Raw genomic sequence first — 18548 nt, 5'->3', positions numbered from 1 at the left:
CGTGTTAGCGATTGCTGGACATGAATTGTTTACAGCGTGCCGAGTTGGGGTTGTCAAATACCTGGGCGGGTGGCCCCTGTTCCTCGACCAGGCCCTGGTGGAGAAACACCACCTCGCTGGACACCTGGCGAGCGAAACCCATTTCATGGGTCACCAGCAGCATGGTGCGACCCTCGTCGGCAAGCGCGCGAATCACATTAAGCACTTCTTGTACCATCTCCGGGTCGAGCGCCGAAGTCGGCTCGTCGAACAGGATCACCTTCGGCTGCATGGCCAGGGTGCGGGCAATGGCCGCGCGCTGCTGCTGGCCGCCGGAAAGCTGGTTGGGGTAGACGTGACGTTTGTCGGCGATGCCGACCTTGGCCAGCAGCGCTTCGGCCACCTCGATGGCCTCGGCCTTGCTCTGGCCGAGTACGCGACGCGGCGCCTCGATGATGTTGTCGAGCACGCTCATGTGCGGCCACAGGTTGAAATTCTGGAAGACGAAACCGATCTCGCTGCGCAGGCGGTTGATCTGCCTGTTGTCGGCAGCAACCAGATCGCCATTCTTCGCGGCCTTGAGCTTGAGCTCCTCGCCAGCGACGAAAATCTGACCCTTGTGCGGGTTTTCCAGCAGATTGATGCAGCGCAGGAAGGTGGACTTGCCGGAGCCGGAAGAGCCGAGAATGGAGATGACGTCGCCGTCTTTGGCCGTCAGGGAAATACCCTTGAGCACTTCGAGATCGCCGTAGCGTTTGTGCAGGTTGCGGATTTCCAGCGCGGGCGTCGCCTCGGCCATGGGGTGGGGTCCTCTTCTTCTTCGAATGCGCTCCGGCGTACGGCGGGCCGTCCTGGCTGGCGGCCAAGCTAGCATAGCGTTTCCGTGACCGCCAAGCCGTTTGCCGGGCGATAGAGGGTCGCTGGGTCGCAGGTGTCGCCTGGTTACAGTTGCTTGTCGCGCAGATGCAAAACGAGCCAATCAACGTACGTCGTTCAAATACAGCTCGACCATGTCATCAATGTGCTGCTCATGTTTTGAGCAATGCATTGACGAGGTCACTCGTATTTACGCCGAGGTCACCTGCATTTGCTCGGAGGTCACTCGTATTTACAGGGTAAGTCACCTGTATTTGCCGCTGAGCTCACCCGTATTTGAGGCGAGATAGCGATTATTCGGTTGCGCTGCTACGGGGCAAGAGACGCCAAGTCCATCTTTGTACGACCATAAGGACGCAGCGTGGAGGTTTAGAAACAGAAAACCCCCGACACCAGTGGTATCGGGGGTTTCGGTATTCATGGTGCCCAGGGACGGAATCGAACCGCCGACACGGGGATTTTCAATCCCCTGCTCTACCAACTGAGCTACCTGGGCCAACGGGGCGCTATTAGACGGATTTGAAGGGTCAGTGTCAAGCGCGGGTTTGAAAAATATTTAATTATTTCGGGCGCTTAGGTTCGTGAGCGCGGAAAACAGGGAGGGCGAGCCGGGGCCGCGGGCATGGATATGCGGCGGTTGTCGCGGCTGAAGCCCCTCCCACAGGCATGCTTATTCGCTTGGCGGCACGTAGCCTTCGGCCTGGGCGTATTCCTCGCCGGAGAGGAACTTGTCCATCTCGGTCTGCAGGAACTTGCGATCTTCGGCGTTCATCATGTTCAGGCGGCGCTCGTTGATCAGCATGGTCTGGTGCTTCTGCCATTCGTCCCAGGCCTGCTTGGAAACGTTGGCGAAGATGTCTTCGCCCTTGGGGCCGGGGTAGGGCGCGCGATCCAGGCCGGGCAGTTCCTGTTTGTATTTGCGGCACTGTACGGTGCGGGTCATGTCGGTTCTCCAGCGGTAATGGCTTGCGCCGCGCGTTTCAGCAGCTTCTTCACCGGGGCGGCGAGGCCCAGGCGCGGCGGGGTGGCGAGGTTATACCAGAGCCAGTCGACCTCGGCCACGCGGCTGGGTTGCTCGGTGGTTTCGATCAGCCAGGGTTCGATGGCCAGTTGGAAGTGGCTGAAGGTGTGGGTCAGGCCTTCCAGTTCGCGGCGTGCGCCGAATGTGAGCTGTTGCTGCTGGCCGAGGCTTTCGAGCTGAGCGAGATCGTCCAGCTCTGGCAGGCTCCACAGGCCGCCCCACAGGCCAGTGGTCGGGCGGCGATAGAGCAGGATGTCACCGGAATTGTTAACCAGAATCGGCATCAGGGTGCGTTTCTGCGGCAGCGTCTTGCGTGGCTTCGGTATGGGATAGCGGATTTCCAGACCGAGCAGATGGGCCTGGCAGCCGCTGCGCACCGGGCACAGCAGGCAGGTCGGCTTGCTGCGGGTGCACAGGGTGGCGCCGAGGTCCATCATCGCCTGGGTGTAGTGGTTGACCCGTTCGTGCGGGGTGAAGCGCTCGGCGACGTCCCACAGCTGTTTGGCCACCTTCGGCTCGCCCGGATAGCCCTCCTGCGCCACGTAGCGCGCCAGCACGCGCTTGACGTTGCCGTCGAGGATCGGCGCACGCATGTCCATGCTCAGGCTGGCGATGGCGCCGGCGGTGGAGCGGCCGATACCGGGCAGTTCGCTGAGCGCATCGACGTTGCGCGGGAACTCGCCGCCGTGCTCACGCATGACGATCTGCGCCGTTTTCTGCAGGTTGCGGGCGCGGGTGTAGTAGCCCAGGCCCGTCCACAGGTGCAGCACTTCGTCTTCCGGCGCTTCGGCGAGGTCGCGCACCGTGGGGAGCGCGGCCAGAAAACGGTCGAAGTAGCCGAGTACGGTGCTGACCTGGGTCTGCTGCAGCATGATTTCCGAGACCCAGACGCGATACGGCGTGATGTTCTGCTGCCAGGGTAGATCCTTGCGCCCGTGCTGGTCGTACCAGGCCAGTACGGCGCCGTTGAATTGCTCGGGACTCATCGGTTGAACAGGCCCTTGAGTGCGTCTTTCAGATCCGGGCTGACCTTGTCGCCGAGTTTTTCTTCCAACTTCTCGGTCAGCTTGTTGCCGGCCAGGCGTGCAGCGATCTTGCCGAGGCCGTCCTGATCCAGGCGGCAGGCCTTGGCGCCCAGCTCCAGCGGGCCACGGCAGCGCAGCGGCCATTCGATGCCGACGTAGCGCTCGTTGACCTGGCAGGCCGGATCGGGCATTTCGCGCTGGTCACCCTCCAGGGCGATGCCCACCTTGTAGTCGAGGCCGAGCACGCGCAGGTCGAGGTCGCCGTTGCCGCTGACTGCCAGGCCCGGCACCTGAGCCTTGAGGTCTGGGTTGTGGGCGACGCCGTCGCGCACGCTGAGGCTGCCCTTGAGTTCGCGGAAGGGGGTGTCCTTGCCGGTTGGCGGGTTGCTCAGCGCCTTGCGGTTGAGGGTGGCGATGCCACGGCACAGCTGCTGCTCGAGATTGGCGTCGACCAGCACGCCATCATTGAGGACGAAGCTGGCATTGCCGTTGAGCGCTTCGATCCAGGCCTTCTGGCTGTTGCCGCGGGTGTTGAATTTGGCATCCAGGTTGAGCAGGCCCTTGATCGGCGACGGCTGATCGTCCTTCTTCAGCAGTGGTTCCAGCGGCATGCGGCTGATGCGTTGTTCCAGACTGAGCATCGGCTCGGCCTGGCGCACATCGATGCGGCCATTACCGACGAAGCTGCCGCCCTGCAGTTTGCCGCGCGCTTCTTCCACGGTGATCAGGCCGCCACGGCCATTGGCCTTGAGGTTGACGTCGCTGAGCTGATGCTTGTCATAGGTGAGCTGGGCGAGGCTGAGGGCCAGTTGCAGGTCGAGTTTGCGCAGGTGATCCACCGGCAGCACTTTCTCGCTGCTCCAGGCTTGCTGGGTCGGCGCATTGGGCAGCGGGGTGGTGCCGTCCTTGCCGGCGTCAGCGATGCTTTCCTTGACTTCGGCCTTGCGTGCGGCAGCGGCGCTGTCCTGGGTTTTGGGCGGCAGGTAGCGGTTCAGATCGAGCTTGTCGCCCTTGATATCGGCACGCAGCGCCTGTTTGGCAAAGTCGCTCACGCCGGCGCTGCCGGTGTAGGTGCTGCCGTCGAGCTTGAGGTTGAGCTCTTCGAACATCATGCCCTGGCGCGAACCATTCAGGCGGGTGACCAGTTCGAACTGGCTGAGGCTATCGCTGGCCTGCATGGCCGGCAGTTCGACGCCGATACCGTCGAGAAACTCACGCAGGTTGAGCGCGGCGATGGACAGCCCGCCGGAGATCTTCGCGTCCTGATTCAGCTCGCGTGCCTTGATTTCGCCGAGGGCGCGCAACTGGTTGGCGGAGAGCTTGAGGCCATTCCACTCGGCGACGTTGGCGGCCTGGTCGAGCAGCAACTGGCCCTGGGCGGAAAAGTTCAGGGTCTTGCCCTTGAGCGGCTCGCCCGAGGCTTCGCCGCTCAATTTGAGGTCTTCGAACTGGTAGCGCTTGAGCGCGCGGTCGAAGCGCAGTGCGCCCTCCACCTCGCTGCGTGCGCGCAGCACCGGCTGATTGGTGCCGAAGAAGGCGCTGAGCTTGACCGGAATACTGGCGCCTTCGCGGATGGCGCCGGTTTTCAGCTCGATGTTCTCGACGGTGAATTGCTGGCCCTTCTGCGCGTCGCTGTAGTCGATGCGCGAGTTGCTCAGGGTCAGGCTGTCGATATCCAGTTTGAGCGACTGGCCGGCTGGTTTGTCACTTGGCTGACTCGGCGGCGTTTCTGCGCTCGGCGCCGGCTCGCTGGGTGTGGGTTGCGTTGTGCTGGCCTGAGCGGGGCGACCGACACCTTCCCAGTTGCCATGGCCTTTATCGTCACGCTGCAGATTGAGGTTGAGGCCGTCGACGCGGATATCGCTCATCTGCACTTCCTTGCGCAGCAGCGGCATCACGCGCACCGACAGGCCGATCATGCGCAGGTCGGCGAAGGGTTTGTCCGGGGTGTCGGCGCTGGCCAGGGTGGCGTCGGTCAGTTCCAGGCCCAGCCAGGGAAACAGGCTCCAGCCAATGTCACCCTTGAGCTGCAAGTCGAGATTGGCCTTGTCGTGGGCGATCTGGCGGATCTCGTCCTTGTAGTCGTTGGGATCGAACAGATGAGTCAGGGCGAACAGCAGCGCCACTACGATCAGCAGTAAGCCGAGAAGGAACAGGCCCAGGATCTTGCCTAACGCTTTCATGAACGGGTCCTTGGTTTTGAGAGCTGGAATGGCGGATGCAGATGAGCGCCGATTATAACGCCATGCCTCACGGCCAGGCGCCTGGCAAGGCGGGTGGGCGGTAACCGGCTCGAGTTTGGATGGAAAACACTGCGGGCGGTTCCCCGGCAAGCAAATAAGGCGTGCAAGGGTGGGGTGTATCGACACCATCTATCGCGCCATAGATAGGGTCTTTTGGGTTTTTGCGGGAAAAGCAAAAAAACTGCATAAATTGATAAAAAATGGCTTCTTGCGCGGCGATTTGTCGCGCCCTGGTGCTACTCTCCGCAAGCTTTTGCCTTGGTGGGCTGATGCGGTCGCCTTTGCTTGCTCGTAACCATAAGAAGAGACACACCTATGACTGACGCCTTTGTATTGGACGGCGATGTGGCGAAGCCTGCATTTCTGTCCAAGGAGCGCATCATCGCGCGCCCTGGTTTCAACCGTTGGTTGGTTCCGCCAGCCGCCCTCGCCATTCACCTGTGCATCGGCATGGCCTATGGCTTCTCGGTGTTCTGGTTGCCGCTGTCGAAGGCGGTCGGTATCACCGCTGCCACGGCCTGTGCCCCGGAAATGGGTTTCTTCGAGCAAGTCTTCGCCAGCAACTGCGACTGGCAGATTTCCATGCTCGGCTGGATCTACACCCTGTTCTTCGTTTTCCTCGGTTGCTCGGCTGCCATCTGGGGTGGCTGGCTGGAGCATGCCGGTCCGCGCAAGGCAGGCGTGGTTTCCGCACTGTGCTGGTGCGGCGGTCTGCTGATTTCCGCGCTGGGTATCTATACCCATCAGATCTGGCTGCTCTGGCTGGGCTCGGGGGTGATCGGTGGCATCGGTCTCGGCCTGGGTTACATCTCGCCGGTCTCGACCCTGATCAAATGGTTCCCGGACAAGCGTGGCATGGCCACCGGTATGGCGATCATGGGTTTCGGTGGCGGTGCGATGGTCGGTGCGCCGCTGGCAGCGATGCTGATGAACCACTTCGCTTCGCCTGAAGGTGTCGGTGTGTGGCAGAGCTTCGTGGTCATGGCGGTGATCTACTTCGTCTTCATGATGGGCGGCGCGCTGTCCTACCGTGTGCCGCCGACCGGCTGGAAACCGGCGGGCTGGACCGCGCCGGCAGCCAAGGCCAACAACGCGATGATCACCAAGGGTTACGTGCACGTTAATACCGCGTGGAAAACCCCGCAGTTCTGGCTGGTCTGGGCCGTACTGTGCCTGAACGTGTCGGCCGGTATCGGCATCATCGGCATGGCTTCGCCGCTGCTGCAGGAGGTCTTCGCCGGCAAGCTGATCGGTGTCGACCTGGCCTTCAACGAGCTCAGCTCCACGCAACTGGTCGAGATCGCCGCTATCGCTGCGGGCTTCACCGGTCTGCTCAGCCTGTTCAATATCGGTGGCCGCTTCTTCTGGGCCTCCTGCTCGGATTTCATCGGGCGCAAGGGCACCTACTTCGTGTTCTTCGGCCTGGGCTTCGCGCTCTATGCTGCGGTGCCGATGCTGGGTCAGCTGGGCAGTCTGGCGCTGTTCGTGCTGGCGTTCTGCGTGATCCTGTCGATGTATGGCGGTGGTTTCGCCACCGTGCCGGCCTATCTGGCCGACCTGTTCGGCACACAGATGGTCGGCGCGATCCACGGTCGCCTGCTGACGGCCTGGGCGGTGGCCGGTGTGCTCGGCCCGGTGTTGGTCAACTACCTGCGCGAATATCAGCTGAGCATCGGTGTGGAGAAGGCGGCAGCCTACGACATCACCCTGTACATCCTCGCCGGCCTGCTGGTGCTGGGCTTCATCTGCAACGCCCTGGTGCGTCCGGTGGCGCCGAAGTACTTCATGACCGAGGCCGAGCTGGCCGCCGAGCGCGCCCATGGCGAGAAGTCGGCGCCGGCAGCGAGCGAGCTGGAGTGGTCGGCTGATCCGTCGAGCAAGCCGGTGGCGGTTGCCGCCTGGCTGGTGGTGGGTATTCCGCTGGCCTGGGGTGTGTGGATCACCCTGCAGAAGACCGTCGTGCTGTTCCAGTAACGTCGCGCCTCTGGGAAAAGCCCGCTCAGGCCTCGCGCCTGCGCGGGCTTTTTCGTATCTGCCCGTCCGACCATCGCCGGTAGCCGTTGCCGCCCTGCCCCGCCTATAATACTGGCCTTTTTCCGTTGGCAATTTTGTGGAGCTGGTGATGGCCGAACGTACGGCATTCGTCGAGCGCAACACCCTGGAGACGCAGGTCAAGGTTTCGATCAATCTGGATGGCACCGGCAAGGCGCGCTTCGATATCGGTGTGCCCTTTCTCGAGCACATGCTCGACCAGATCGCCCGTCATGGGCTGATTGATCTCGATATCGAGTGCAAGGGTGATCTGCATATCGACGACCACCACACCGTCGAGGACGTCGGCATCACCCTCGGCCAGGCCTTCGCCAAGGCCGTCGGCGACAAGAAGGGCATGACCCGTTACGGCCATTCCTACGTGCCGCTGGACGAAGCGCTGTCGCGCGTGGTGATCGATTTCTCCGGTCGCCCGGGCCTGCAGATGCATGTGCCGTTCACCCGTGCGGTGGTTGGCAACTTCGACGTCGATCTGTTCCAGGAATTCTTCCAGGGCTTCGTCAACCACGCGCTGGTCAGCCTGCACATCGATAACCTGCGCGGGCACAACACCCACCACCAGATCGAGACCGTGTTCAAGGCCTTCGGCCGCGCGCTGCGCATGGCCGTGGAGCTGGACCCGCGCATGGCCGGGCAGATGCCTTCCACCAAGGGCTGCCTGTAAATGCAGACGGTAGCCGTAATCGACTATGGCATGGGCAACCTGCACTCGGTGGCCAAGGCGCTGGAACACGTCGGCGCCGGCCGCGTACTGGTGACGTCCGACGCCAAGGTGATCCGTGAAGCCGACCGCGTGGTGTTTCCCGGTGTCGGCGCGATCCGCGACTGCATGGCCGAGATCAGGCGTCTGGGCTTCGACGAGCTGGTGCGAGAAGTCAGCGCCGACCGCCCATTCCTCGGTATCTGCGTCGGCATGCAGGCGCTGCTCGAGCGCAGCGAGGAAAACGACGGCGTCGACTGCATCGGCCTGTTCCCCGGTCAGGTGCGCTTCTTCGGCAAGGATCTGAACGAAGACGGCGAGCGCCTCAAGGTGCCGCACATGGGCTGGAACGAAGTCAGCCAGGCGGTGAAGCATCCGCTGTGGCACGACATTCCCGACCAGGCGCGCTTCTACTTCGTGCACAGCTACTACATCGAGGCCGGCAAGCCGCAACAGGTGGTCGGTCGTGGCCACTACGGCAAGGACTTCGCTGCGGCATTGGCCGAAGGCTCGCGCTTCGCCGTGCAGTTCCACCCGGAGAAGAGCCATACCCACGGTCTGCAGTTGCTGCAGAACTTCGCCGCCTGGGACGGTCGTTGGTAATGGCCCGCGCCAAGGTGCCAAGCCTGGCGCTCGAGCCTGCTCAGGAGCAGGCTGCGCTGCTGATGCTGAAGCGCTTTCTCGATGAGCGTTTCGAGGTGCAACTGGGCACCTTCGAAGTGCAGGAAGTTCTCGACCAGATCACCCGCGAGCTGGCGCCGCACTATTACAACAAGGCGATTCTCGATGTGCAGGCGCACCTGAAAGACAGGTTCGACAGCATCGAGAGCGATCTCTGGGCGCTCGAAATGAGCTGACCCTTCTTTTTCGTTTTCAAGACTTGAGCAGGTTCAACCGATGCTGATTATCCCCGCTATCGATCTGAAGGACGGCGCCTGCGTGCGTCTGCGTCAGGGCCGCATGGAAGACTCCACGGTGTTCTCCGATGACCCGGTGAGCATGGCAGCCAAGTGGGTCGAGGGCGGCTGCCGTCGTCTGCACCTGGTCGACCTGAACGGCGCCTTCGAAGGGCAGCCGGTCAACGGTGAAGTGGTTACCGCCATCGCCAAGCGCTACCCGACCCTGCCGATCCAGATCGGCGGCGGCATCCGCACCCTGGAAACCATCGAGCACTACGTGCGCGCGGGCGTCAGCTACGTGATCATCGGCACCAAGGCGGTGAAAGAGCCCGAGTTCGTCACCGAGGCGTGCAAGGCCTTCCCCGGCAAGGTCATCGTCGGCCTGGACGCCAAGGACGGTTTCGTCGCCACCGATGGCTGGGCGGAAGTCTCCAGCGTGCAGGCGACCGACCTGGCCAAGCGCTTCGAGGCCGATGGCGTCTCGGCAATCGTTTATACCGACATCGCCAAAGACGGCATGATGCAGGGCTGCAACGTCGAAGTCACCGCCGCGCTGGCTGCCGCCAGCCGCATCCCAGTGATCGCCTCCGGCGGTATCCATAACCTCGGTGATATCGAGAAGCTGCTGCTGGCGCGTTCGCCCGGCATCATCGGCGCCATCACCGGCCGCGCCATCTACGAAGGCACCCTGGATGTGGCCGAGGCGCAGAGCTTCTGCGATAACTTCAAGGGTTAAACCGTAGGGCGGGTGAAACCCGCCGCAATTGACGCAATCTTTATCGGTGGGTTGCACCCACCCTACGGGAGCTCCGTATGGCACTGGCTAAACGCATTATCCCCTGCCTCGACGTGGACAACGGCCGCGTGGTCAAGGGCGTCAAGTTCGAGAACATCCGCGATGCCGGTGACCCGGTGGAGATCGCTCGTCGCTACGATGAGCAGGGCGCCGACGAGATCACCTTCCTCGACATCACCGCCAGCGTCGATGGCCGCGATACCACCCTGCACACCGTCGAGCGCATGGCCAGCCAGGTGTTCATCCCGCTCACCGTCGGTGGCGGCGTGCGCACCGTGCAGGACATTCGCAACCTGCTCAATGCCGGTGCCGACAAGGTGTCGATCAACACCGCCGCGGTGTTCAACCCTGAGTTCGTCGGCGAAGCCGCCGCGCGTTTCGGCTCGCAATGCATCGTCGTCGCCATCGACGCCAAGCGTGTGTCCGCACCGGGCGAGCCGGGCCGCTGGGAGATCTTCACTCACGGCGGGCGCAAGCCGACCGGCCTCGATGCCGTGGAGTGGGCGCGCAAGATGGAAGGGCTGGGCGCCGGTGAGATCCTGCTCACCAGCATGGATCAGGACGGCGTCAAAAGCGGTTACGACCTCGGTGTGACCCGCGCCATCAGCGAGGCCGTGCGCGTGCCGGTGATCGCCTCCGGCGGTGTCGGCAACCTGCAGCACCTGGCCGACGGTATTCTCGAAGGCAAGGCCGACGCGGTGCTGGCTGCGAGTATTTTTCACTTCGGTGAATACACCGTGCCTGAGGCCAAGGCCTATCTGGCCAGCCGTGGCATCGTGGTGCGCTAGGTTTTCTATTCTCGGGCCGCAGTTGCGGCCTTGTGGCGGACTCGACAATGCGGGTGCGAAAGCTGCGGGCGAGTCGACGGCAAAGTGCCAGCGATCCAGCTAGCATTACGCGCTAATCACAAGCCTTGAGAACCCGCGCGATTGCACGGGGCTGCTTGTCGCCGAGCATTTCGACACGGAGTCTGCATCTTTCTTCTTCGATTCGTAACCACCTGGCCCTTGCATCTGGCCTCAGCATTGCCCACGCAGCGCCGTTGGTGCTGCTGACGGAAAATATGCCTCCTTTCAATGTGTCGGTATCCGGTACCAACTATGCCCGTGACGAAGGGTCACCGGTATCAGCTCGGATATTCTGCGTGCGGTATGCGGGCGTGCAGAGGTCGAGTGCCAGCAGATCCTGCGTTTCCCCTGGCAGCGCGTATACCAGCAGACGCTGGACGATGCCGGTTATGGGGTGTTCTGTGCCGCGCGCACAGCGGAGCGTGAGAGCCTGTTCAAATGGGTCGGCCCATTTCCAGGTACGACTGGGTGCTTTTTGCCAAGAGCGACAGCCCGATCCAGTTGGCCAGCATCGAAGACGCGCGGCAATACCGGATAGGCGGCTACAAAGGCGATGCCAAGCCCCAGTTCCTGCTGGACAGAGGCATAGAGGTGCAGGCTGCACTGCGTGATGCCGAAAACGTCCGGAAACTCGACAAAGGTTAGATCGACCTGTGGATCGCCTCCAGTCAGGCCGGTCCGCTCACGGCCGGCCAGGAAGGTGTGGATAGTCTCAAGGTCGTTCAGCACTTGAACTCGGTAGATCTTTACCTGGCGCTCAATCTGCAAACCCCGGATGAGCTGGTTCAGAAGTTGCACAGTGCCCCGGACGCATTGCGGGCCGAGGGTGCATTGAAGGGCATCGAGGCCCGCTACTGAGTGAGATTGCCGGCAATCGCTGGGCCGGGGAGGGCTTGGCGGTTATCCTGTGGCGGTCTGCCTCATTACTAGAAAGAGAAATGCCATGTTCAAACGCCTGCTGGTCGCGCTGGGCGGCACCCTTGTGGTGCTGACCGGTGTCGCGCGCGCCGAAGTGGATCCGAATTACAGCGTGGTTTTGCTGACCGAGAACTTCCCGCCCTACAACATGGCGGTCAATGGCAAGAACTTCGCCCAGGAAGAGAATATCGATGGCATCGCCGTGGATATCGTCAGGGAAATGTTCAAGCGTGCCGGAGTCCAGTACAGCCTGACCCTGCGTTTCCCCTGGGACCGCATCTACAAGCTGGCCCTGGAGAAACCAGGTTATGGCGTGTTCGTCACTGCCCGTCTGCCGGAACGCGAGCAACTGTTCAAATGGGTTGGCCCCATCGGCCCGGACGACTGGGTGCTACTGGCCAAGGGCGACAGCCCGCTCAGCCTGACCAGCCTGGACGAGGCCAAGCAGTATCGCATCGGTGCCTACAAGGGCGATGCCATCTCCCAATACCTCACCGAGAAGGGCGTCGAACACAGCACTTCGCTGCGTGATCAGGAAAATGCGCGCAAGCTGATGGCCGGGCAGATCGATCTATGGGCCACTGGTGACCCGGCCGGCCGTTACCTGGCCAAGCAGGAGGGTATTTCCGGTCTGCGTACGGTATTGCGCTTCGACAGCGCCGAGCTGTACCTGGCGCTGAACAAGGAAATGCCTGACGAGATCGTCGCCAAGCTGCAGGCCGCGCTGGATCAGATGCGCGCCGAAGGCTTTGTCGACGAGACGCTGAACAACTACCTGTAAGCACCGAACACGCGACCGGCCACGAGCCGGTCGCTGGCCATGGATGGCAGAGCCGCTGAGTGCCAATGAGCGGGCTCGGGCCCATGCAGGGATGTCGCTAGCCATAACCAAAATCATGCGAGCGGTACGTCTTATGCTGAATACTCTGAAGAAAAGCCTGTTTGTCGCTTTGATCATGCTGTGCGGCTCCGCCCACGCGGAGTTGCCGCAGGATTACAAGGTGGTGCTGCTGACCGAGAATTTCCCGCCCTTCAACATGGCGGTGGACGACAAGAACTTCGCACGTGACGACGGCATCGATGGCATCAGTGCCGACATCGTGCGCGAGATGTTCAAGCGTGCCGGCATCGATTACACCCTGACCCTGCGCTTCCCCTGGGATCGCCTCTATCGCCTGACCCTGGACAAGCCCAACTACGGGTTGTTCTCCACCACCTATACCGAAGAGCGTAAGCCGCTGTTCAAATGGGTCGGCCCACTGGCCAAGACCGGCTGGGTGCTGCTCGCCGCCCCGGGCAGCGATATCAAGGTGTCGAGCCTGCAGGATGCCGCCAAGTACCGCGTCGGTGCCTACAAGAACGATGCGGTCAGCCAGCACCTGGAAAGCCAGGGGCTAGCTCCGATAAACGCCCTGCGTGACCAGGAGAACGTGAAGAAGCTGGTGCGCGGGCAAATCGACCTGTGGGCCACCACCGATCCGGTCGGTCGCTACCTGGCCAAGCAGGAAGATGTCAGCGGCCTCAACACGGTGCTGCGCTTCAATGATGCCGAGCTGTACCTGGCGCTGAACAAGGACACCCCGGATGAGGTGGTGCAGCGTCTGCAGAGGGCGCTGGATGAGCTGCGCAGCGAAGGCTTTATCGACGACATTACCGAGAATTACCTGTAACTCCGTGCGATAGCGCGAACTAGGCGGCTTTGCGGCGCTCTGCGGAAACGGTGATGCCTGTCAGTGAGGCATAGGAAGATGAGCCTGTAGGAGCCAGCTTGCTGGCGATCCGACGTATCGATAGCCATCCGGCGTTGCTGGCGAAAAGCATCGCCGGCAAGCCGGCTCCTACGATTCTGTAGCGATGCCGGCTCCCGGGGCACCTATGGTAGGTGCCTCGGGAGCCTTATCTGGTCGGCTTGGCTCAGTTGCCGCGTGTGACGTTCAGCCCCTTGAGCAGGTTGAGCGCCTGGCTCAGTTGGTAGTCGTCGTCCTGCGGGCGTTCGGCGCGTGTTGCCTGTGCGGCCTTGCTCGGGCGATCCGCGCCGCCGTTGCCATTGCCCAGGTGGCCCTGCAGGTCGGCTTCCTTAATGCCTTCGGCGTCCTGCTCGCGGGTAACCCTGGCGCGCGCCACTTCGATATCGGGGATGATGCCCTGGGCCTGGATCGAACGGCCATTGGGGGTGAAGTACAGTGCCGTGGTCAGCTTCAGCGCGCGGTCGTTGTTCAGCGGCAGCACGGTCTGCACCGAGCCCTTGCCGAAGCTGTCGGTGCCCATCAGTACCGCGCGCTTGTGATCCTGCAGCGCGCCGGCGACGATTTCCGAAGCCGAGGCGCTACCGCCATTGATCAGTACCACCAGTGGTACGCCTTCGCTGGCATCGGCCGGGTCGGCGTTGAAGCGCAGCTCGGAGTTGGCCATACGCCCTTCGGTGTAGACGATCAGCCCGCTCTTGAGGAAGTGGTCGGCCACTTCCACGGCGGCCTGCAGCACGCCGCCCGGGTTGTTGCGCAGGTCCATGACCAGGCCGCGCAGCTTCTTGTTGCCGTTCTCCTGGCGCAGCTTGGTCAGCGCCTTGCCGACTTCCTCGCCGGTGTTGACCTGGAATTGCGAGATACGCAGGTAGCCGTAACCGTCTTCGAGCATCTGGCTCTTGACGCTGCGCACTTTGATCACGGCGCGGGTCAGGGTCAGGTCGAACGGGCGGCCGCCGTCGCGCACCAGGGTCAGTTCGATCTTGCTGCCGGCCTTGCCGCGCATCTTGTCCACGGCTTCCATCATCGATAGGCCCTTGGTCGGCTGGCCATCGATCTTGACGATCAGGTCGCCGGGTTGGATACCGGCCTTCGATGCCGGAGTATCGTCGATAGGCGAGACCACCTTGACGAAGCCATCCTCTATGCCGACCTCGATGCCCAGGCCGCCGAACTCGCCTCTGGTGCTTTCCTGCAGCTCGGCGAAGGCTTCCGGCTCGAGGTAGGCCGAGTGCGGGTCGAGGTTGCTGAGCATGCCCTTGATGGCATTCTCCAGCAGGGTCTTGTCGCTCACCGGCTCGACATAGGCGGCCTTGATGCGGTCCATCACCTCGGCGAAGGTACGCAGATCATCCAGCGGCAGCGGAGCCTTGCCGCTCGCCGTTGCTGCCGGCGCAGGGGCCGGCTCGGCGGCATGCAGGGCTGGAGCGCCGAGCAGCAGCCCGAGGGCCAGGGCCAGGCAGGTGGGGCGGAAGCGATGAGACATGAAAAGAACTCCTAAATGAATGAGGCGCCATCAGACTCGAGGCCTGACTATCCCTGCGCGCGGCACCACTGTGCCGGATCACTCGGGCGACCGTTCTGGCGAATGGCGAAGTACAGTGCCGAAGCCTCCTGACCGCCGCTGCTGCCAACGGTAGCGATGGGGTCGCCGGCCTTGACCACGTCTCCGGCATTCTTCAGCAGGCTCTGGTTGTGGCCGTACAGGCTCAGATAACCATTGCCATGGTCGAGAATGACCAACAGACCGGCGCCACGCAACCAGTCGGCGAAAACCACGCGACCGCCGTGCACGGCACGTACCTGAGTACCGGCAGGTGCACCGATCAGCACGCCATCCCACTTAGTACGAGCGTCGCCGCCGCGCGGGGTTCCATAGCGTGCTACCAATCGGCCATCTACCGGCCACGGCAATTTGCCGCGTGCACTGGCGAAAGGCCCGCCGTAGACGGCGCCGGTACTGACCAGAGGGCCGCTGGCCGGAGCGCTTGCCGGGTTACCCGGGCGCGCTTGCTGTGCGGCCAGGGCACGCTTGCGTGCCTCCTCGGCTTCGCGCGCCTGGCGCGCCAGGGTTTCTTCGATGGTCTTCAGTACGCGGCCCAGTTCGGCCTGTTCCTGCTGGCGCGCCTTGAGTCGCTGATCGCGGCTGGCGAAGTCGCGGTTGAGCTTGGCCAATGCCTGCTGGCGCTCCTTGCGCGCCTCGGCGAGCTTGGCGTGGCGTTCATCCAGGCCTGCCTTCTGCGCCTGCAGCTGGGCCTGGTGGCGGGTGATTTCCTGTTCGACGTTGGCCAGTTGGCGCAGGGTCTCGTTGAAGGCTGCGAGTTGTTCGAGGCGCGCCTGGCTGAGGTAGTCGTAGTAGGTGAGGGTGCGGGAGAATTTTTCCGGGTTCTGCTGGTTGAGCAGCAGCTTGACGTATTCCTGACGGCCGCTCTGATAGGCCGCGCGCGCCTGGATGGCGATCAGCCGTTGCTGTTCAGTGCGTGCGCTCTGGAGTTTTTTTTTCTCCTGATCCAGGCGGCGGATTTCCTGCTCGCTGTCCTTGAGTTCGCGCTGCAGTTCCCTGACCTGGCCTTCCAGGTCACCCATCTCGGTTTCGGTTTTCTTCAACTGCTGCTGCACGCCGGATTTTTCCTGCTGCAGTTTCTCCAGCAATTTCTTCAACTCGGCGACGTCCTGGCGCGCCGCTTCCAGCTGGCGCTGGGTATCGGCGCGCTGATCGGCGATGGCCGGAGCGATCAGGCTGCTGAGCAGAATCAGGGCAAGGATGCGAAGCATGGGCGGGGCGATACCTGGCGGAGTAGCGAATGGCGCTTAGTATGCCTAAAAAACCGGCGGCAAGCTGCAAGCCACAAGCAGCTAGAAGAGCGAACGTGACGCGTAGCCTGGATGCAATCCGGGGGGAGATTCCCCGGATTGCATCCAGGCTACGATGCTTGCGTCTTATTGCAGCTCGACGATGGTCTTGCCCGTCATCTCGGCCGGCTGTGGCAGGCCCATCAGCGTGAGCAGGGTCGGCGCCACATCGGCCAGCACGCCACCTTCACGGATACGCGCCGGGCGCTTGCCAACGTAGATGAACGGTACTGGCTCGCAGGTGTGGGCGGTGTGCGCCTGGCCGGTGCACTCGTCTTCCATCTGTTCGACGTTGCCATGGTCGGCAGTGATCAGCGCTTCGCCACCGACCTTCTCCAGCGCCTCGGTGATGCGGCCGACGCAGCGGTCGAGGGTTTCCACGGCCTTGACCGCCGCCTCGAACACGCCGGTATGGCCGACCATGTCGCCGTTGGCGTAGTTGACGATGATCACGTCATAACGCTGGTTCTCGATGGCATCGACGATCCTGTCGGTGACTTCCGGCGCGCTCATTTCCGGCTTGAGGTCGTAGGTGGCGACGTTCGGCGACGGAATCAGGATGCGTTCTTCGCCCTCGAACGGCTCTTCGCGACCGCCGGAGAAAAAGAAGGTGACGTGGGCGTATTTCTCGGTCTCGGCGATGCGCAGCTGGGTCTTGCCGTTCTTCGCCAGGTATTCGCCGAGCACGTTGGTCAGGGCTTCCGGAGCGAAGGCGCTGGGCGCCGGGATGCTCGCTGCGTACTGGGTGAGCATGACGAAACCGACCTGCGGTGCACGCTTGCGCTCGAATTCCTTGAAACCAGGCTCGACGAAGGCTCGGGTCAGTTCGCGGGCGCGGTCGGCGCGGAAGTTCATGAACACCACGGCGTCGCCATCTTCCACCTGCACCGGCGTGCCGATGGTGGTGGCCTTGACGAACTCGTCGCTCTCGCCACGGTCGTAGGCGGCTTGCAGGCCTTCAACGGCGCTGGCGGCGTTGAACTGGCCGGCGCCGTCGACGATCAGGTGGTAGGCCTGCTCGACGCGGTCCCAGCGGTTGTCGCGGTCCATGGCGAAATAGCGGCCGGTGAGACTGGCGATGCGGCCCTTGCCGAGGCGGGCGAATGTGGCATCGAGCAGCTCGATGGACGGTTGTGCGCTTTTCGGTGGGGTGTCGCGGCCGTCGAGGAAGGCATGCAGGTAGATCTTCTCGGCGCCGCGCTTGGCGGCCAGTTCGACCATGGCGACGATGTGATCCTGGTGGCTGTGTACGCCGCCATCGGAGAGCAGGCCGAGGATGTGCACGGCCTTGCCGGCGGCCACGGCCTTGTCCACGGCCTGGTTGATCGTGGCGTTGTCGAAGAACTCGCCGTCACGAATCGCCTTGGTCACGCGGGTGAAGTCCTGGTACACCACGCGACCGGCACCGAGGTTCATATGGCCGACTTCGGAGTTGCCCATCTGCCCGTCCGGCAGGCCGACGTCCATGCCGCTGCCTGAGATCAGGCAGTGCGGGTAGGTAGCACGCAGGCGGTCGTAGACCGGCGTGTTGGCAGCATGGATGGCGTTGTACTCGGGTTTGTCGCTGTGACCGAAGCCGTCGAGGATGATCAGAACCAAGGGTTTTGGCGTGGCACTCATTGAACTGGCTCGCTCTGCGTCTGAGGGGGCAAGGAAACAGCCCGGTATTTTAGGGCCAAGCGCCTGGCGCGTCACTGCCAGACGGGGTTTGGCCGACCTGTGGGGCTGTGTATACTGGCCGGCATTGTGCGACACGTTGAGCGTGTCGTGCTTGGTTTGGTTAATGCGCCTAGGCACCTTAATCCCTTGCTATCAGGGGGTTTGAAGCCCGAAAAAGCATTCAACAAACCGGCTCAGCCTGGTTAATCCACACCCTGGAAACGCTTCGTTTTGGCGGGGATGGATAACAAAAGCTGTATCTGTTCAAACCCTAAAATGGGTCAATGAGCGGTTACAGAAACAGGATAGTAACGTTCAGCTATCATCGAATTGTTACTAAAAATGTCTGACCCGAGGGTGAATTTGCCCTCTGGGCAGAACTCACCCCTGCACGTCCGGCAGTGAGCCAATTCACCGTCGTGAGACGTTGTAGGGTGTTGAACCAAGCACGGAGCGAAAAGCTCCGAATCGCATTGCTCAACTTCGCTTGTATAGGAAGCACCGAGCCTGGTATGTACCTGCCAGTTCATTAGATCGGCATGCGTCAGGGGCCAACCCTGGGGCGTGAAGCCCGATTAACAATGTCTCGCTCTTATGAGGGTGTTATCCGGTGACGGAGAACGCTATACGTCCGAATTGCACGGACGTAACGAGGCTAATGACCCAACCCGCATGGCTAACGCATGTGAATCGTCGCCTGAACCTTCGTAACTACGGATAGGCCTACGGCAATTATTGGCCTTAGCCAAAATCGGCATGTAGTCGGACAGCGCAGTGGGATGATGCGTTGCGGTACCAATACGACTACCGGGGGAAAGACGAAGCCTAAACGGGGAATAGATGCGACTCGGGGAACGTGGCAATCCCGACCACTCGCCTGACCAGCAGCATGGTCAGGCAGGCAAACCGCAAGGGGCGCTGATGGGTGTGGGGA

15 protein-coding genes, 1 tRNA gene and 1 pseudogene are annotated in these 18548 nt (G+C 62.3%); 9 read left to right on the top strand and 8 right to left on the bottom strand.

The genetic code is table 11. The annotated features are described in order from the left end of the window. Positions 1–4 precede the first annotated feature (4 nt). From PSOLE_RS16945 to PSOLE_RS16925, 5 genes are all read right to left on the bottom strand, one after another. A complete protein-coding gene (locus PSOLE_RS16945; protein ID WP_003464185.1) occupies positions 5–778 on the bottom strand; it encodes an ABC transporter ATP-binding protein in 774 nt (257 codons plus the stop codon). Between the two features lie 497 nt (positions 779–1275). Continuing rightward, positions 1276–1351: transfer RNA gene (locus PSOLE_RS16940), tRNA-Phe, on the bottom strand. Positions 1352–1525: 174 nt separating this feature from the next. Continuing rightward, positions 1526–1798, bottom strand: coding sequence for an oxidative damage protection protein (locus tag PSOLE_RS16935; RefSeq protein ID WP_003464177.1), 273 nt, complete (start codon positions 1796–1798; stop codon positions 1526–1528). Then, on the bottom strand, positions 1795–2862 hold the full coding sequence (gene mutY, locus PSOLE_RS16930) for an A/G-specific adenine glycosylase (protein ID WP_074858600.1): 1068 nt from the start codon (positions 2860–2862) through the stop codon (positions 1795–1797). Before mutY ends, PSOLE_RS16935 begins: the two co-directional genes overlap by 4 nt. After that, a complete protein-coding gene (locus tag PSOLE_RS16925) occupies positions 2859–5084 on the bottom strand; it encodes an AsmA family protein (protein WP_074858598.1) in 2226 nt (741 codons plus the stop codon). Before PSOLE_RS16925 ends, mutY begins: the two co-directional genes overlap by 4 nt. 375 nt (positions 5085–5459) lie before the next feature. Between PSOLE_RS16925 and PSOLE_RS16920 the strand changes: the two genes are divergently transcribed. From PSOLE_RS16920 to PSOLE_RS16880, 9 genes and pseudogenes are all read left to right on the top strand, one after another. Further along, the gene (locus tag PSOLE_RS16920) at positions 5460–7118 is read left to right on the top strand and encodes an OFA family MFS transporter (RefSeq protein ID WP_088339331.1); all 1659 of its coding nucleotides are present in this window, start codon (positions 5460–5462) and stop codon (positions 7116–7118) included. A gap of 148 nt (positions 7119–7266) precedes the next feature. After that, positions 7267–7860 carry an imidazoleglycerol-phosphate dehydratase HisB gene (gene hisB, locus PSOLE_RS16915; protein ID WP_074858585.1) on the top strand — a complete coding sequence of 198 codons (594 nt, stop codon included), beginning with the start codon at positions 7267–7269 and terminating at the stop codon, positions 7858–7860. Next, entirely contained in the window at positions 7861–8499 is a 639-nt protein-coding gene (gene hisH, locus PSOLE_RS16910; protein ID WP_074858582.1) for an imidazole glycerol phosphate synthase subunit HisH, read from the top strand. Beyond that, on the top strand, positions 8499–8753 hold the full coding sequence (locus PSOLE_RS16905; protein ID WP_074858580.1) for a DUF2164 domain-containing protein: 255 nt from the start codon (positions 8499–8501) through the stop codon (positions 8751–8753). Before hisH ends, PSOLE_RS16905 begins: the two co-directional genes overlap by 1 nt. Positions 8754–8793: 40 nt before the next feature. Next, positions 8794–9531 carry a 1-(5-phosphoribosyl)-5-[(5-phosphoribosylamino)methylideneamino]imidazole-4-carboxamide isomerase gene (gene hisA / locus PSOLE_RS16900; protein ID WP_074858578.1) on the top strand — a complete coding sequence of 246 codons (738 nt, stop codon included), beginning with the start codon at positions 8794–8796 and terminating at the stop codon, positions 9529–9531. A 77-nt stretch (positions 9532–9608) separates the two neighbouring features. Continuing rightward, positions 9609–10379: an imidazole glycerol phosphate synthase subunit HisF gene (hisF, locus tag PSOLE_RS16895; protein WP_004374000.1), complete on the top strand. Its 771-nt coding sequence runs from the start codon at positions 9609–9611 to the stop codon at positions 10377–10379. A gap of 186 nt (positions 10380–10565) precedes the next feature. Further along, positions 10566–11297, top strand: a pseudogene (locus PSOLE_RS25205) (substrate-binding periplasmic protein). An 85-nt stretch (positions 11298–11382) separates the two neighbouring features. Next, entirely contained in the window at positions 11383–12138 is a 756-nt protein-coding gene (locus tag PSOLE_RS16885; protein ID WP_074858575.1) for a substrate-binding periplasmic protein, read from the top strand. 133 nt (positions 12139–12271) lie between these two features. Further along, complete coding sequence (locus PSOLE_RS16880) at positions 12272–13027, top strand: substrate-binding periplasmic protein (protein ID WP_074858570.1); 756 nt, start codon at positions 12272–12274, stop codon at positions 13025–13027. A gap of 244 nt (positions 13028–13271) precedes the next feature. Here PSOLE_RS16880 and PSOLE_RS16875 read toward each other — a convergent pair whose 3' ends face one another. The 3 genes from PSOLE_RS16875 to gpmI form a co-directional block, all read right to left on the bottom strand. Continuing rightward, complete coding sequence (locus PSOLE_RS16875) at positions 13272–14588, bottom strand: S41 family peptidase (RefSeq protein WP_074858566.1); 1317 nt, start codon at positions 14586–14588, stop codon at positions 13272–13274. A 47-nt stretch (positions 14589–14635) separates the two neighbouring features. Then, positions 14636–15877 carry a murein hydrolase activator EnvC family protein gene (locus PSOLE_RS16870; protein WP_074858563.1) on the bottom strand — a complete coding sequence of 414 codons (1242 nt, stop codon included), beginning with the start codon at positions 15875–15877 and terminating at the stop codon, positions 14636–14638. A 165-nt stretch (positions 15878–16042) separates the two neighbouring features. Further along, the gene (gene gpmI / locus PSOLE_RS16865) at positions 16043–17575 is read right to left on the bottom strand and encodes a 2,3-bisphosphoglycerate-independent phosphoglycerate mutase (protein ID WP_074858558.1); all 1533 of its coding nucleotides are present in this window, start codon (positions 17573–17575) and stop codon (positions 16043–16045) included. Positions 17576–18548: the final 973 nt, after the last annotated feature.

Origin of the sequence: Pseudomonas oleovorans subsp. oleovorans (genome assembly GCF_002197815.1) — a bacterium.
In the GTDB taxonomy this organism is placed as follows: Bacteria; Pseudomonadota; Gammaproteobacteria; order Pseudomonadales; family Pseudomonadaceae; genus Aquipseudomonas; species Aquipseudomonas oleovorans.
Note: the sequence above shows the minus strand (reverse complement) of the source record. Positions and strands in the feature narration are given on the sequence as shown.